The 12,823-nt window shown below is 63.8% G+C and carries 15 protein-coding genes; 4 read left to right on the top strand and 11 right to left on the bottom strand.

Annotation, left to right across the window (positions count from 1 at the left end):
- Window positions 1-7: 7 nt before the first annotated feature.
- The gene (locus AUR66_RS04120) at window positions 8-283 is read right to left on the bottom strand and encodes a YgaP family membrane protein (RefSeq protein WP_058571226.1); all 276 of its coding nucleotides are present in this window, start codon (window positions 281-283) and stop codon (window positions 8-10) included.
- A gap of 143 nt (window positions 284-426) precedes the next feature.
- Between AUR66_RS04120 and AUR66_RS04115 the strand changes: the two genes are divergently transcribed.
- Entirely contained in the window at window positions 427-633 is a 207-nt protein-coding gene (locus AUR66_RS04115; protein WP_058571284.1) for a hypothetical protein, read from the top strand.
- 34 nt (window positions 634-667) lie between these two features.
- Here the strand turns inward: AUR66_RS04115 and AUR66_RS04110 are convergent, their stop codons facing one another.
- The 3 genes from AUR66_RS04110 to AUR66_RS04100 all read right to left on the bottom strand — a co-directional run bounded on the left by AUR66_RS04110 (window position 668) and on the right by AUR66_RS04100 (window position 3,091).
- A complete protein-coding gene (locus AUR66_RS04110; RefSeq protein WP_058571225.1) occupies window positions 668-1,402 on the bottom strand; it encodes a protein-L-isoaspartate O-methyltransferase family protein in 735 nt (244 codons plus the stop codon).
- Between the two features lie 21 nt (window positions 1,403-1,423).
- Entirely contained in the window at window positions 1,424-2,362 is a 939-nt protein-coding gene (locus AUR66_RS04105) for a class I SAM-dependent methyltransferase (RefSeq protein ID WP_058571224.1), read from the bottom strand.
- 72 nt (window positions 2,363-2,434) lie between these two features.
- Window positions 2,435-3,091 carry an HVO_0476 family zinc finger protein gene (locus tag AUR66_RS04100; RefSeq protein WP_058571223.1) on the bottom strand — a complete coding sequence of 219 codons (657 nt, stop codon included), beginning with the start codon at window positions 3,089-3,091 and terminating at the stop codon, window positions 2,435-2,437.
- 129 nt (window positions 3,092-3,220) lie between these two features.
- Between AUR66_RS04100 and AUR66_RS04095 the strand changes: the two genes are divergently transcribed.
- A complete protein-coding gene (locus tag AUR66_RS04095) occupies window positions 3,221-4,495 on the top strand; it encodes an outer membrane protein assembly factor BamB family protein (protein WP_082682127.1) in 1,275 nt (424 codons plus the stop codon).
- A gap of 47 nt (window positions 4,496-4,542) precedes the next feature.
- Here the strand turns inward: AUR66_RS04095 and AUR66_RS04090 are convergent, their stop codons facing one another.
- On the bottom strand, window positions 4,543-5,502 hold the full coding sequence (locus AUR66_RS04090) for an aminopeptidase (RefSeq protein WP_058571283.1): 960 nt from the start codon (window positions 5,500-5,502) through the stop codon (window positions 4,543-4,545).
- 201 nt (window positions 5,503-5,703) lie between these two features.
- Here AUR66_RS04090 and AUR66_RS04085 point away from each other — a divergent pair, with 201 nt between their 5' ends.
- Window positions 5,704-6,771: a type II glyceraldehyde-3-phosphate dehydrogenase gene (locus AUR66_RS04085; RefSeq protein WP_058571221.1), complete on the top strand. Its 1,068-nt coding sequence runs from the start codon at window positions 5,704-5,706 to the stop codon at window positions 6,769-6,771.
- Between the two features lie 126 nt (window positions 6,772-6,897).
- Here the strand turns inward: AUR66_RS04085 and AUR66_RS04080 are convergent, their stop codons facing one another.
- The 5 genes from AUR66_RS04080 to gap all read right to left on the bottom strand — a co-directional run bounded on the left by AUR66_RS04080 (window position 6,898) and on the right by gap (window position 11,745).
- Window positions 6,898-7,386, bottom strand: a complete 489-nt coding sequence (locus AUR66_RS04080; RefSeq protein ID WP_058571220.1) for a metallophosphoesterase — start codon at window positions 7,384-7,386, stop codon at window positions 6,898-6,900.
- Window positions 7,387-7,451: 65 nt separating this feature from the next.
- Window positions 7,452-8,633: a thiolase family protein gene (locus AUR66_RS04075; protein WP_058571219.1), complete on the bottom strand. Its 1,182-nt coding sequence runs from the start codon at window positions 8,631-8,633 to the stop codon at window positions 7,452-7,454.
- 118 nt (window positions 8,634-8,751) lie between these two features.
- The gene (locus AUR66_RS04070; RefSeq protein ID WP_058571218.1) at window positions 8,752-9,960 is read right to left on the bottom strand and encodes a phosphoglycerate kinase; all 1,209 of its coding nucleotides are present in this window, start codon (window positions 9,958-9,960) and stop codon (window positions 8,752-8,754) included.
- Between the two features lie 57 nt (window positions 9,961-10,017).
- On the bottom strand, window positions 10,018-10,590 hold the full coding sequence (locus AUR66_RS04065; protein ID WP_157532993.1) for a hypothetical protein: 573 nt from the start codon (window positions 10,588-10,590) through the stop codon (window positions 10,018-10,020).
- A gap of 102 nt (window positions 10,591-10,692) precedes the next feature.
- Window positions 10,693-11,745, bottom strand: a complete 1,053-nt coding sequence (gene gap, locus AUR66_RS04060) for a type I glyceraldehyde-3-phosphate dehydrogenase (RefSeq protein ID WP_058571216.1) — start codon at window positions 11,743-11,745, stop codon at window positions 10,693-10,695.
- Window positions 11,746-12,000: 255 nt separating this feature from the next.
- Here gap and AUR66_RS04055 point away from each other — a divergent pair, with 255 nt between their 5' ends.
- The gene (locus AUR66_RS04055) at window positions 12,001-12,363 is read left to right on the top strand and encodes an Hsp20/alpha crystallin family protein (RefSeq protein WP_058571215.1); all 363 of its coding nucleotides are present in this window, start codon (window positions 12,001-12,003) and stop codon (window positions 12,361-12,363) included.
- 21 nt (window positions 12,364-12,384) lie between these two features.
- Here AUR66_RS04055 and AUR66_RS04050 read toward each other — a convergent pair.
- A partial coding sequence (locus AUR66_RS04050; RefSeq protein ID WP_394326252.1) for an ATP-grasp domain-containing protein occupies window positions 12,385-12,823 on the bottom strand: 439 nt, incomplete at its 5' end.

Raw genomic sequence — 12,823 nt, 5'->3', positions numbered from 1 at the left:
GAAAAGATTACTGTACCCGGGCTTTGCCCGTGGTCTCTGGTTCGGTCTTCGTCGCACCTTTGTAGGTGTTGAAGCCGAGTGCGTTGTTGAGCGGGCATTTCTGCGTCACCGCAGTCGTCGTCAGCACTGCGCCGACGAGGAGTGCGGCACCTGCGACGACGAGTCCGAGTGTGCCTGTTGCAATCGTCAGGAATCCAGCGAGCGCTGCTGCGCCGACGATGATGAGGACTGGTCCGACGATGAATCGAGCGATGCGGTCGTATCCGCCGACGTTCTTCTCCATGAGTGATACACCAGACATATCTATGTCATCCAGTCCCATAGTCTGTGGCGCAGGTTCCCGGAATAAAGGAACCGTGAGTGTCTGTCGGCGAGACGTGTTTGACCGACGACACCGTTTTGTTCGCCGATTGTGATGGACGCAGTATGTCCCGCCTGACGTACCTCCTCCCCGGCGAAGACGAACCAATCGGCCGGTTCCTCGCGCTCACACTGGTCATCTACCTCGTCGCGACCGGGTTCGCCTCTGCCCCACTTCTCCTCGGGTCGGCGTTCGCTGCACTCGCAGTCTGGACACTCGTGACGGTGGTTCAGGCACTCAGAGTCGGCTACCTCGAAGGTAAAGCTCAGTAGTCGGCTCCGCCCGTCTCGGCGTCGCTCTCCCGAGTCAGCGCTGCGTTCCCCAGTCTATCCAGTCTTGTTCCCATCCGTGGCCGGCGTGCCACCCGCGGCCTTCGTACTCTGGGTCTTCACGCTTCGTCCGATTTCGGACGATGCTGCCGGTCTGCTCGCCGTCGACGAGTAACGGTTTAAATGCGATTGGGCCGAACTTCTCGGCGACGTTCCCGTCTTCGATGGCGACGAGGGTCTGTTCGCCCACGCCCATCGGCATGACGAGTCGGCCGTCGTCGGCGAGTTGCGCGAGGAGACGACGCGGCGGGTTGACCGCCGAGGCTTCGACGAGGATGCGGTCGAACGGCGCGTACTCCGGAAGGCCGTCTGCGCCGTCGCGGCAGTCTACGAGCACACCACCGTACCCCGCACGCTGGAGGTTCTGGCGGGCCTCGTAGACGAGGGTCCGGGTGATGTCCACCGCGTGGACGTTCGAGTCGCCGACGATTTCGGCGAGGACGGCGGCCGTGTAGCCGACGCCAGCGCCGACGACGAGAACCTCGTCGTCCGGTTCGACGGCGAGTGCCGACAGGAGTCGAGCGACTGCCGTCGGCGCGAGAATCGTCGTGTTCGTCTGTCGATGCTCAGTCGGGCGATTTTGGTAGGGTCCGTCGGTGACGAACTCGTGTCGCGGGACGCTGCGCATCGCGACGCTGAGCGCGTCGGGGAACTGGTCGAGGGATTCTTCTAACCCGTCGACCATGTCGTGGCGCAGCACCGAGTTGTCCATACCAGCGTTCGGTGGTGGTCACTAATCAACCGCACGTTCGGCGATAATCGCCTGCACGTCGGTTCCCGGAACGTCTTGAGTCATCTGCCGGTCGAATCCTGCCGATTCGGTCCACGACAGGACCGTCGCTTCGTCGTACAAGTCGCCGCGGCCGAGTGCCAGTGCATCGACTGCACGCCTCGTCGTCGCTGCCGTCGAACATTGCCCGTAGAGGGCGTCCACGAACACGGCAGTCCCTCCGGGTTCGAGAGCGTCGTGTGCACCTTCGACCAGCAGGACCGCTTCCTCTGCGTCTCTTCCGGCGAACGCGTCGCCCACGAAAACGAGGTCGAAACCACTGACGGGCGGATTGGTCGGGTCTCCCGCGACGACGTTCACACCTGCCCGCGAGAGCAACGGTCGGACGACGTCGACCGTCTCGGGGTCGTCGACGAACGTCACGTCGTACCCGCGTTCGACGAACTCGCGAGCGAAGACGCCCGACGCGCCGGCGAGGTCGAGAACACGGGTCGCATCGGGTTCCTCGCGAACTGCCGCGGTCACACAGGCCCGGACCACTGACTCGTCGGTGGCGTCGTGCGCCCCCAGTCGATTCCGAACCCACTCGTTGGGGAAGTCGGGCGCGTCCCCCGTCGCCATCGTCTGCGGGAGGTCGGTGTACAGCGAGAAGTAGTCGAGCGCGTGCGGGAGGCGACCGATAGACCGAACGTCGCGCTTGGCGAGGAACCCGAGCGCCCGATTCGTTATCTCGTACTCGTCGCCAACGCGTTTGATGAACCCCATCGAAGCGAGTGCTTCGACGGTGATTCGCGCCGCTCGGAGGTCGATACCGGTACGCTCGGCGACGGCCTCGGCGGTTCCCGCGCTGGTGGTGAGTGCGTCGATGACGCCGCTCTCGCGGGCGGCCCAGAGGAGTGCGAGTGATTCGACAGAGGACTGCGACCGGTCGCGCGTCGGCATGTCCGAACCGACGGGGTGGGAGGAAAAAAAGTCGTTCCGTGAGAACTGCAGTGCGGACGCTATCCCGTCGCCTTACCAGGCAGACCACGCCGTGGAGGTCTGGTCGCGGGCGTAGACACGCTTGGCATCCTTCGCGTAGACCATGTCTCCGGGGTGGTCGAGTTTGCCGTGTCGGTACTCGGGAGCGTCGGCACGGACGACGAGGCCTTCGATTTTGACCTCTTCGTCACCGAACGACTCGGTCTCGCCGACGACGAACTCGTAGTCGCCGGGGACGTTGACGGTGATGCTGCGCGTCTCCTCGCGCTTGCCGTCTTTCGGGTGGACGGTGACGTTCACCGCGACGTTGTCGACGACGCGGGTCCAGACCGTCTGTACGTCCTCGACGAGTGCTTCGTCGACGCGTTCGTCGGGGCCGACTTCGATACCTGTGATGCGGACGAGTTGAATCGCTTCGGGGGTGTCGACGATGAACTCTTCGCCGAGGGCGATGTCCGCCTCTTTGGGCGCGGAGACGGTGGTCGAGACGGACGACCCGTCTTGCGAGACGACGACGTCCATGTCGATTTCGTCGGGAATCTCTACTTTCTCTTTGTGGACCTGACCGCACTCGGTACAGCGGACGGTCGAGTGACCGCCGGGTTTCAGTACCTCGTGGACGGTGGGTTCGTCGGGCGAACACGACGGACAGGGGAGAGGGACGCGTTCGCCGGCGTCGGGTAGGCTCATGCTGGCCGCTAGCCCGTCAGGCCGTAAAAAGCCGCCTTTCTCCTCGTCCGCGTGGGAGTCGGTGCCGAGGTGGTGTGCCGGTGAGTCCACGACTGACTCTTTTCTCGCTGGACACCCTACCTCTATGACGTGTCTGGTCCATCCCGTCGCCAGTTCCTCGCCACTGTGGGCGTCTCTGCACTCTCGGCGACCGCCGGGTGCCTTTCAGGCGGCGACCCCCCAACCTACGAGGGGACGTGGTCGCGGCGCGGGTTCGACGACGCGCGAACCGGGTTCTCACCCGTCGACGGCCCGACTGGAAACCTCACCGTCGCGTGGCGTGCGGACGTGTTCGACGCCTACCCGACGAGTACGCCAGTCGTCGCCGACGGGCAGGTCTACTACTTTCACACGCGGGGCGGACCAGACGGTGAACACGAGTCGGTCGTCTCCGCGTTCGACGCGGCAACGGGCGAGGAACGCTGGCAGACCACCGTCTCGGTCGCTCCCCTCGACCAGATTGCCTACCACCACGACTCGATGGTCGTAGCCGATGGACGCCTCTACGTGCGAACGTTCGAGGGACTGCACGTGCTGACGACCGACGGTGAACGAAGGTGGACCCATCCCATCCCCACGACAGAGCAGTCGTATCCGGTCGTCGCACCGCCGGTTGTCTCCGACGGGATGGCCCTGACGGCGACGTTCGGCGACCGGACGCCACCCGCGGGTGTCGTCGCTGTCGACGCCGAGAACGGCCGCCCACGGTGGCGTGCAGGCTTCAACGCCCGAAAGGTTCCGTGGACACTCTCTGCCAGCGAGGGGACGGTCTACGTCCCGTTCGTCGGCGGCGACTCGGGACTCGTCGCGCTGGATATCAGAACCGGAGCACAGGAGTGGGCCGTCTCGCTCCCAGTCGACGGGCCTGTGACCATCGCAGGCGACACGGTGTTCGTCCCACTCGCCGGCGACCCAGAATCTATCGCGGCAATCCACCGTCGGACGCTCGACCTTCTGTGGCGAAAACCGGTGAGCAGACGGACCGAGTCGGGACTCGCCGTCGCGGGTGGACTCGTCTACTACGTCACCGAGAGGACCCTCGTCGCGAGACGACTGGACACCGGTGAACTCGTCTGGTCGTTCGGCCCGACACCGGTCGTCTCGCTCAGTTGGACGCCAGTGGTCGCGGGACCGAACGTCTACGTCGTCGCCGAACGGGCGAACGAACCGGAGTCGCCGAACTATCTCTACGCGCTCGACCGGTCGACAGGGGAGAGCCGAGGGTCTGGACGGATTCCGGGGTCACCTGACACCGCTGGGCTGGCCGTCGTCGACGGCGCGGCCTATCTGGCACTCGGCAGGGGAGAACTGCTGTGTTTCGAATCCTGTGGACTCACGCTCGGCAGTCGTTGTTTCAGTGGATGAGTCGAAAACGGGCGGGTGTCGGGCCGTTCGAGTGAGTGGCAGGCGTCCTACGGTTGCGGCAGGTCGACTTCTTCGCCGTCGGCGTACACCGTCGGGTCGCGGATGATGCCGTCGAGGTGGAGTGGGGCGTCGGTGTCGCCGCCGATGCCCGCGTCGTCGCCGATGGCGATGTGGACCGTGCCGGCGGCCTTCTCGTCGAGGAGGACGGAGCCAACGAGTTCGGTCACGCCGACGTTGGTGCCGATACCGATTTCGGCGAGGTTGAACGCGTCTTGGCCGACTTCCTCGGCCGCGGCTTCGACCTGTTCGCGGATGTCGTCGTCAGAAATCTCGGTGACGTAGCCGTCTTCGACCTCGAAGCGGAGGTCTTGGCCCTCGTCGAGGAGTCCGTGGGGCATCATCGTCCCGTCGACGACGTAGGTGCCCGTTGCGGATTCGGGGCTGAGGAAGATTTCACCGGCGGGGAGGTTCGAGAACGACCCAGCGTCGGAGATGTCGCCCGTGTCGGCAAGCCACTCGCGGTCACCGCGGACGAAAGTGATGTCCGTACCCTTCTCGGTGGTCACGCGAACTTCGTCGGCGTCGCCGACGGCGTCGAGCATCGCCTCGCTGTGGTCGTAGATGCGGTCGTAGTCGGCGTCGAGGCCGGTGACGAACACGTCTTCGGTGATTCCCGGAAGGGTCGCTCCGCGAGCACCGGCGTCGCAGGCGGTGCCGCGGGCGCGGGTGTGGCTGAGGCTCTTCGTCGTCGGCGCGAGGAAGGCGTCGGATTCGGCCATCGCCGCGGCGACCGGTGCAGGCGGTTCTTCGCCGTGTTGGTTGCCCGGCGGGTACCGGACGATAGACGCGTCGTCGGTCACCTCGCAGGCAACCTCGTAGAGCGCCTCGCCGATGCGCTGGCGCTTGTCGTCGGTGACGACGAGGAGAGATTCGTCGGATTGGAGGTCGAGACACTGATGGACTGCCGTCTGGCTGGCGGCGCGGAGGTCGGAGTCGTCCGTCGTCATGCGACACTCTGCGATACCTGCCGGGTTAGGCGTTCCCATCTGGCCGCCCCCGGTCGGTTCTGTCGTCTATCTGGCCGCCCAGCGTCCCAATCACAACTTCACTCACTTCGGAGAAAATCCAGTGACTCACTCGCCCCAGAGTTAATTTCTGGCCATTAACCATCGAAATAACTATGGTCGCCTACGGTCGTCTCTCATACCATGATACGAGTGGGTGTCAACGGCTACGGTACAATCGGAAAGCGCGTCGCCGACGCGGTCGAGGCGCAACCCGACATGGAGATTATCGGCGTGGCCAAGACGCAACCCAACTTCGAAGCGCACACTGCCGTCAAACGCGGGTACCCGATGTACGCCGCCATCCCCGAACGTGCACCACTGTTCGCCGAGGCTGGCATCGAACTCGCTGGCGAAGTCGACGAACTCGTCGCCGAGGCAGACGTCATCGTCGACTGTACGCCGTCTGGCATCGGTGCGAAGAACCGAGAACTGTACGAGACTCACCACACGCCCGCCATCTTCCAGGGTGGCGAGGACGCCGACGTCGCAGACGTCAGTTTCAACGCACGGTCGAACTACGCCGCGGCACGCGACGCCGACTACGTCCGCGTCGTCTCGTGTAACACGACCGGTCTCTCGCGCATCATCGCGCCCCTCGAAGAGGAGTACGGTGTCGAGAAGGTTCGCGCGACGCTCGTCCGCCGTGGCGGCGACCCCGGCCAGAACTCTCGCGGCCCCATCAACGACATTCTGCCGAACCCAATCAAGGTGCCTTCGCACCACGGCCCCGACGTGAAGACTATCTTCCCGGACCTCGAAATCGACACGCTCGGTCTGAAGGTTCCGGCGACCCTGATGCACGTCCACGCTCTCAACGTCACGCTCGAAGACGACGTGACGGGTGCGCACGTCCGCCAACTGCTCGAAGGCGAAGACCGCATCTACGTCGTCCCGGAAGGCCTCGGCATCGATGGCGCGGGCAAACTCAAGGACCTCGCACTCGACGCAGAACGCCCGCGTGGTGACCTCTGGGAGAACTGTGTCTGGGGCGAGTCCATCGGCGTGAACGGCCGTGACCTCTACCTCTTCCAGGCCATCCACCAGGAGTCCGACGTGATTCCCGAGAACGTCGACGCGATTCGCGCGATGTTCGAACTCGAAGACCAGAAGACGAGCATGGAACTCACCGACCGCAAACTCGGCGTCGGTATCTCCGGCGACCCTTCTGGATTCTCTGAGCAGGCGCGCGCGGAGTTCGCCGACGACTAATCGGCGAATCGTCTGTTCAGCCCACTTTCTCGCGTATTTCGACCACCCACTCCCTCTCGTCTCTCCTCGCCCCGTGTGAGAGCATCCCTTACACGTTCTGTCGTGCGTGTCTGTCGGCCGATTCGACTACAGTGTCTCGAACGAGACGTTTCCAGTTCCTAAGTCCACGACGGCGACGTGGAACGACTCGTCTGCTCCCGGAATCGGCAGTCCACCGGGGTTGATGTGCGTCGTCTTGCCGTGATATTCGAGCGTCTTCTCGTGGGTGTGGCCGCGGAGGACGTAATCGTACGTCTCCGAGTCGACGAGGGCGTCCACGAGACCCGATTCGGTCCCGTGGTAGACGGCTATCTCCTGTCCGTCGAGTGTCAGGTGTGCGAAGTCGTCGTGGTAGGTGCCAATCGACTGGACGATGCCGCGGAGTTTCCACTCGCCGTCGTTGTTGCCGCGGACCGCGTGGAACTCGAAGTCCGCGTCGAACGGCGTGGCCGAGAAGGGCGAGACGATGTCTCCGCAGTGGACGACCACGTCGACGTCTTCTGCTTCGAAGTGTGCTACTGCCGCCTCGACGTAGTCGAGGTTGTCGTGCGTATCGGAGACGACACCGAGTTTCATAGCTGACACTTCGTGGGCATCGGGTTTCAACGTTAGCCGAGGGTTTCTCCCGGTCGGCGCTGCTCTCAGACGCGTTCGACGAGCGTCGCGATGCCCTGTCCGAATCCGATACACATCGTACACAGGCCGTACCGCCCGCCGCAGTCTTCGAGTTGGTACGGGAGTTTACCGAGGAGTGCCGCCCCCGTCGCGCCGAGGGGATGCCCGTGTGCGATGGCCCCGCCCCAGACGTTCGTCTGTTCCCAGTCTGCACCGGTCTCGGCGAGCCACGCACCGATGACCGACGCGAACGCCTCGTTTACTTCGAATCGGTCGATGTCGTCGATGTCCAGCCCGTTTCGGTCGAGAATCTCCTTCGTCGCCGGAATCGGTCCCGTGAGCATCGTCGTCGGGTCGACGCCGACGACGTGGGTATCGACGATGCGGGCTTTCGGTTCCCATCCGTACTCCTCGCAGGCGTCACCGGATGCGACGAGTGTCGCCGCCGCGCCGTCGACGATGCCAGAGGCGTTTCCAGGATGGATGACGCCCTCTCCTTCCTCACGGAACGCGAGCGGAAGGGTTCCAAGCGTCTCCACGTCAGTCGCCGGGCGCGGGTGTTCGTCCTCGGTCACGACGCGAGTCTCGCCGTCCACCGCCACCTCGACTGGGACGACCTGTTCGTCGTACTTCCCGGCGTCGGCGGCACGTCCCCACCGCGACTGCGAGTCGACTGCAATCTGGTCCACGTCGTCTCGCGAGAGTCCCCACTGTTCGGCGATTCGTTCGGCACCTTCGCCCTGCGACGTGAGTTCGTCGTAGTGGTCGAAATACGTTTCAGAGACGTTTGCCGGGTCTGCGAACGTCAATCGGTCGACGGCTGAATCCGACGCCATCGGGACGCGCGTCATGTGTTCGACGCCGCCCGCGACGAGGATATCGTGCATCCCGCCTCTGATTTGGCCCGTGGCGAAGTTGATTGCCTGCTGGCCGGACCCGCACATCCGATTGAGTTGGACGCCCGGAATGGCGTCGCCCCACCCGGCGACCATCGGTGCCAGTCGGCCGATGTTCATCCCCTGTTCACCGATGGGGGTGACGCATCCGTAGATGACGTCCTCTGGGTCTTCGCTGCCCGTGAACCCGACTCGCTCTTCCAGCGCGAGAAGCGGTTTCGCCGCGAGGTCCTGCGGGTGGACGCCGCGGAACGACCCGTTCCGTCTCCCGAAGGGCGTCCGCACGGCGTCCACGATGTACGCATCCTGCATAGTACCGTCCTCAGGACGACCACTCATTATTGTTTGTGTACTATCACGCCGACCCCGTGCTGCGCACTCGGTCCACGTCGTCACACCCACCACCGAAAAAACTCGAAAAGAGCGGTCCTCAGTCCTGTTTCAGCACTTCGACGCCCGCGAGTGGCGCGCCGGTGAGGGCGCGGATGTACGCGCCGCCCGCGATAGAGACGTGGCCGAAGTCAGCCTCGTCCATGCCGTACATCTCGATGGCGCGGGACGTGTCGCCGCCGCCGACGACGGAGAAGCAATCGGTCTCCGAGATGGCCTGAAGCACGCCGACGGTGCCGACGGCGAAGCGTTCGTCTTCGAACAGGCCGAGTGCGCCTTTCACGAAGACGGCCTCGGAGTCGCGGATGATGGGGTCGTATTCGTCGACAGTCGTCGACCCGACGTCGAGGTACGGGCGGTCTTTCTCCGTGATGTTGGCGACGGCGATTTCGCCGCGTTCGTCGTTCTCGTCTTCGTACGCGAGGTCCACGGCGAGTTTGATTTGGTCGCCACGTTCGTCGAGCAGGGATTCGATGGTCTCGCGGTTGGCCTCCCACTGGTCGTCGAAGAAGTCCATGCCTTCGAGGTCGAATCCGACGTCGTTGCCGGCGGCGCGGAGGAACAGTTCGCCCGCGATGCCGCCCAGCAGGAACTGGTCGACCTTGTCGCCGAGGTTGTTCATCACGTCGATGACGTCGGTCGCTTTCGTGCCGCCGACGACCATCGTGACCTGTCCGTCGAACTCACGAGTGGCGATGGAGGAGTTCGCCTCGTACTCGGTTTCCATCACGCGTCCCGCGTAGGCAGGGAGTTCGAGGGCGAACCCGACCAGCGAGGCGTGCGACCGGTGGGCCGCCGAGTAGGCGTCGTTGACGTACGCGTCGAAGTGCGGTGCGAGCGTCTGGACGAACTCGGTGTCGGCCTTGACTTCAGGGTCTTCTTCGGGGAGTTCCTCGTCGCACATGCGTGTGTTTTCGAGGAGGAGAATCTCGCCCGCGTCGAGCGACTCGATGGCGTCGATGGCCTCGTCGCCGTAGGTGTCGGCGACGAATTTGACATCCTTCCCGACGTGGTCGGCCACGATGCCGGCGTGCTGTTCGAGCGAGACGAAGTCGTCGCCGCCGGGTCGCCCCTGGTGGGCCATCAGGACGACGCGGTGGCCTCCTTCGGCGAGTTCTCGAACCGTCTCGGCGTGGCGGTCGAATCGTCGGTTATCCTGTACTGCGCCGTCTTCGACGGGCGAGTTGAGGTCGAGGCGAACGAGGACACGCTGTTCGGATTCGAGGTCGTCGAGGGTCTTGAACGTCATCACGCGAGGGAAGGGTGGCGAGTCACTTAGTCGTGGGCAAAACGGGCGAGAACCGCCTCACTGTTCGGCGAGTTCGACCGTCGCTGTCGGTTCGGCGACGTATCGACGGCCGCCGTCGCGTTCGGTCACGACGATTCTGGCCGCCACCGTGAGTTCCGTCGGCAACTCGTCGTCCGCCAAGAGAAAATGCATGGGGAACTGAGCGAAGTCGGTCTCGTCGAACTCGTCGATTCGGAGAATCGTCGCGTTGCTGTGCCCGTCCTCGACGAACGTAAACGGCGGGAACTCGGTCGTACCCATCTTCCGCACGTACACTCTGGGATGCATCCCGGGAGAACTCGTCGTGAACGCGTACCGAACCGAGTCGAACGCCACTCGGTCGCCCCGCCCGACGTAGACGTCGAACGGAGCCATGTTATTCGAGGATGTGTCGGCGGCGGTATCGACTGTGGTGGCGCTGAACTCGACGAGACGCTCGTCGTCGAGGCGGTAGACGAGAGACGGTTGGCTGCGCATCTCCCCCGCTTCGGGGTCAGAGAGTGGTGTCGGTGATGACGTAACCGGCGCAGTACACCCGGAGAGGGGAACGACCATCGCAGCCAGCCCAGAGAAGAACTGTCGGCGTCGCATCATTCGAGCGTCACGCGCCTGCCGTATCGGTCTTGCGCCGACCGTCTGTACGAACAGGCGGTCAGCCCACCGGGGGTGGGCGGACGTGGAGACGAGACGGGGTTACTGGTGCGTGATGAAGTGTGCGACGTCGAGCATCCGGTTGGAGAAGCCGTACTCGTTGTCGTACCACGTCAGAATCTTGTAGAGGCCGCCGTCGTTGACCTGGTTCGTCGTGTTCAGGTCGACGGTACTGGAGAACGGCAGGCCGAGGATGTCACGCGACGTGACTTCGTCGTCGGTGTAGCCGAGGACGCCCGCCAGCGGACCGGAGTCGGCAGCGGCGCGGAAGGCGTCGTTGATTTCGTCGACAGACGGCTTGTCTTCGAGTCGAACGACGAGTTCGGTGAGCGAGCCGTTCGGAACAGGGACGCGAATCGCCATGCCGTCGAGTTTGCCGTCGAGTTGGGGCAGAATCTCGGTCGTCGCCTGTGCGGCACCCGTCGTCGTCGGGACGATGTTCTCGGCGGCGGCGCGGCCACGACGCTGCTTCGAGTGGGGGCCGTCGATGAGGTTCTGGCTCCCCGTGTACGCGTGAACCGTCGTCAGGAGACCGTTCTCGATACCGAACTCGTCGTCGAGGACTTTCGCCACTGGCGTGACGGAGTTCGTCGTACAGGAGGCGTTCGAGACGATGTCTTCGCCCTCGTACTCGTCGTGGTTGACACCGTAGACGAGCTGCTTGACCGGTTCGTCGCCCTTCGGCGGTGCGGAGATGACGACTTTGTCTGCGCCCGCGTCGAGGTGGGCCGAGGCGTCTTCTTTCGTCCGGAAGATGCCCGTACACTCGAGTGCCACGTCGACGTCGAGTTCGCCCCACGGCAGTTCTGCCGGGGACTGGACGTTGTACAGTCCGACCGACGTGCCTTCGATGGTCAGGGAATCGCCGTCACGTTCGACGCCGTCGAGGTGCCCCATGACGGAGTCGTACTTCGCCAGATACGCCATGTCGTCGAAGTCCATGACGTCGTTGATGGCGACCAGTTCGGCCTTGGGGTTGTCGAGGACGGCACGGAAGATGTTCCGACCGATTCGGCCGAATCCGTTGAGTGCCACCCGCACCACGTCCGACTCGTCCACGTTCTCGCCCGCGCTGAGGTAGGATTTTTCACTCATGTTCGAGTAGTATCCACGTGAATATCCCTCAGCCAACAGTATATCTGTTTCGGTAAATCCGATTGAATCGAACGTTACCTTTCACCATCAATCAAAAACACTTCAGAAACGAGCACAATCAGTCACACGTACACCTCGACTGCCAGACCGAGGGACGGCGTGTAGACGGGTTCTCCCGGTCAAATCATGCCGATTCACTGCCAGATGACTGTCACAGGCAGAAACGTTTTATCCTCCGATTTCATAGCGGCCCCCATGGTCAGAGACGACCGCGACGACCCGTTCGACAACATCTTCGATGAAATCGAACGGATGATGAACGACATGACTGGAGGAGACGCTGGATTCGCCTCCGAAACCCACATCGACGTGTACGATGAGGGTTCTACACTCCGACTCGTCGCGGACCTTCCAGGCGTCGACAAAGACGCTATCGACCTCAAGTGCGATGGAGAGACGCTGACTATCAGCGCCGCCGGTGACCGCCGCGAGTTCGACGAACGCATCCGCCTTCCGGTACGCGTCGACGAACACTCTGCGACGGCCACCTTCAACAACGGTGTCCTGCAAGTCACGTTCGACCGCGCTGAGGATTCTGCCGCCATCGACGTCGAGTAATCGGCGACCGAGACGGCAGCGTCACGAGTTTTTCGCGACCCGCTCGACCAGCGCCGCCAGTCTGTCGAAGAAGTCGTCGTCGTACTTCGCGTCGTCGTCGATGGTCGGGCGGGCGTTCGTCTCCGAGACGACGACCCGTCCGTTCGATTCGAGGAGGTCCACGCCGAGGTAGCGAATGCCGAGTTCGTCGGCCACGGTTTCGGCGATTTGGCGGTGTCGCTCCGGCAGGTCGACGCCGACTGCGTCGGCCCCGCGGTGGACGTTGTGTTTCCACCGCCCGTCCGCACGTGCGCGGTCGGAGAGGCGTCGTTCGACCGCACCGACGACAGTTCCGTCGACGACCATCGCTCGGTAGTCACGCGCGTCGGGAAGCCACTCTTGGACGAGATAGGACTTGTCGCCGGTCGCCCGGTAGTCGTGGACGAGGTTCAGGTGGTCCACGAGACCCGACAGTGAATCC

Origin of the sequence: Haloferax profundi (assembly GCF_001469865.1) — an archaeon.
Lineage (GTDB): Archaea > Halobacteriota > Halobacteria > Halobacteriales > Haloferacaceae > Haloferax > Haloferax profundi.
The sequence above is the reverse complement of the archived record's forward strand: the minus strand, read 5'-3'. Positions and strand labels throughout refer to the sequence as shown.

Excerpts from the sequence above, each read along its gene's own strand:
- AUR66_RS04120 (WP_058571226.1), bottom strand. The coding sequence starts at position 283 with ATGGAGAAGAACGTCGGCGGATACGACCGCATCGCTCGATTCATCGTC.
- AUR66_RS04100 (WP_058571223.1), bottom strand. The coding sequence starts at position 3,091 with ATGAGCCTACCCGACGCCGGCGAACGCGTCCCTCTCCCCTGTCCGTCG.
- AUR66_RS04070 (WP_058571218.1), bottom strand. The coding sequence starts at position 9,960 with ATGACGTTCAAGACCCTCGACGACCTCGAATCCGAACAGCGTGTCCTC.
- AUR66_RS04065 (WP_157532993.1), bottom strand. The coding sequence starts at position 10,590 with ATGCGACGCCGACAGTTCTTCTCTGGGCTGGCTGCGATGGTCGTTCCC.
- AUR66_RS04080 (WP_058571220.1), bottom strand. The coding sequence starts at position 7,386 with ATGAAACTCGGTGTCGTCTCCGATACGCACGACAACCTCGACTACGTC.
- AUR66_RS04110 (WP_058571225.1), bottom strand. The coding sequence starts at position 1,402 with ATGGACAACTCGGTGCTGCGCCACGACATGGTCGACGGGTTAGAAGAA.
- gap (WP_058571216.1), bottom strand. The coding sequence starts at position 11,745 with ATGAGTGAAAAATCCTACCTCAGCGCGGGCGAGAACGTGGACGAGTCG.
- AUR66_RS04075 (WP_058571219.1), bottom strand. The coding sequence starts at position 8,633 with ATGCAGGATGCGTACATCGTGGACGCCGTGCGGACGCCCTTCGGGAGA.
- AUR66_RS04055 (WP_058571215.1), top strand. The coding sequence starts at position 12,001 with ATGGTCAGAGACGACCGCGACGACCCGTTCGACAACATCTTCGATGAA.
- AUR66_RS04090 (WP_058571283.1), bottom strand. The coding sequence starts at position 5,502 with ATGACGACGGACGACTCCGACCTCCGCGCCGCCAGCCAGACGGCAGTC.
- AUR66_RS04115 (WP_058571284.1), top strand. The coding sequence starts at position 427 with ATGTCCCGCCTGACGTACCTCCTCCCCGGCGAAGACGAACCAATCGGC.
- AUR66_RS04085 (WP_058571221.1), top strand. The coding sequence starts at position 5,704 with ATGATACGAGTGGGTGTCAACGGCTACGGTACAATCGGAAAGCGCGTC.
- AUR66_RS04105 (WP_058571224.1), bottom strand. The coding sequence starts at position 2,362 with ATGCCGACGCGCGACCGGTCGCAGTCCTCTGTCGAATCACTCGCACTC.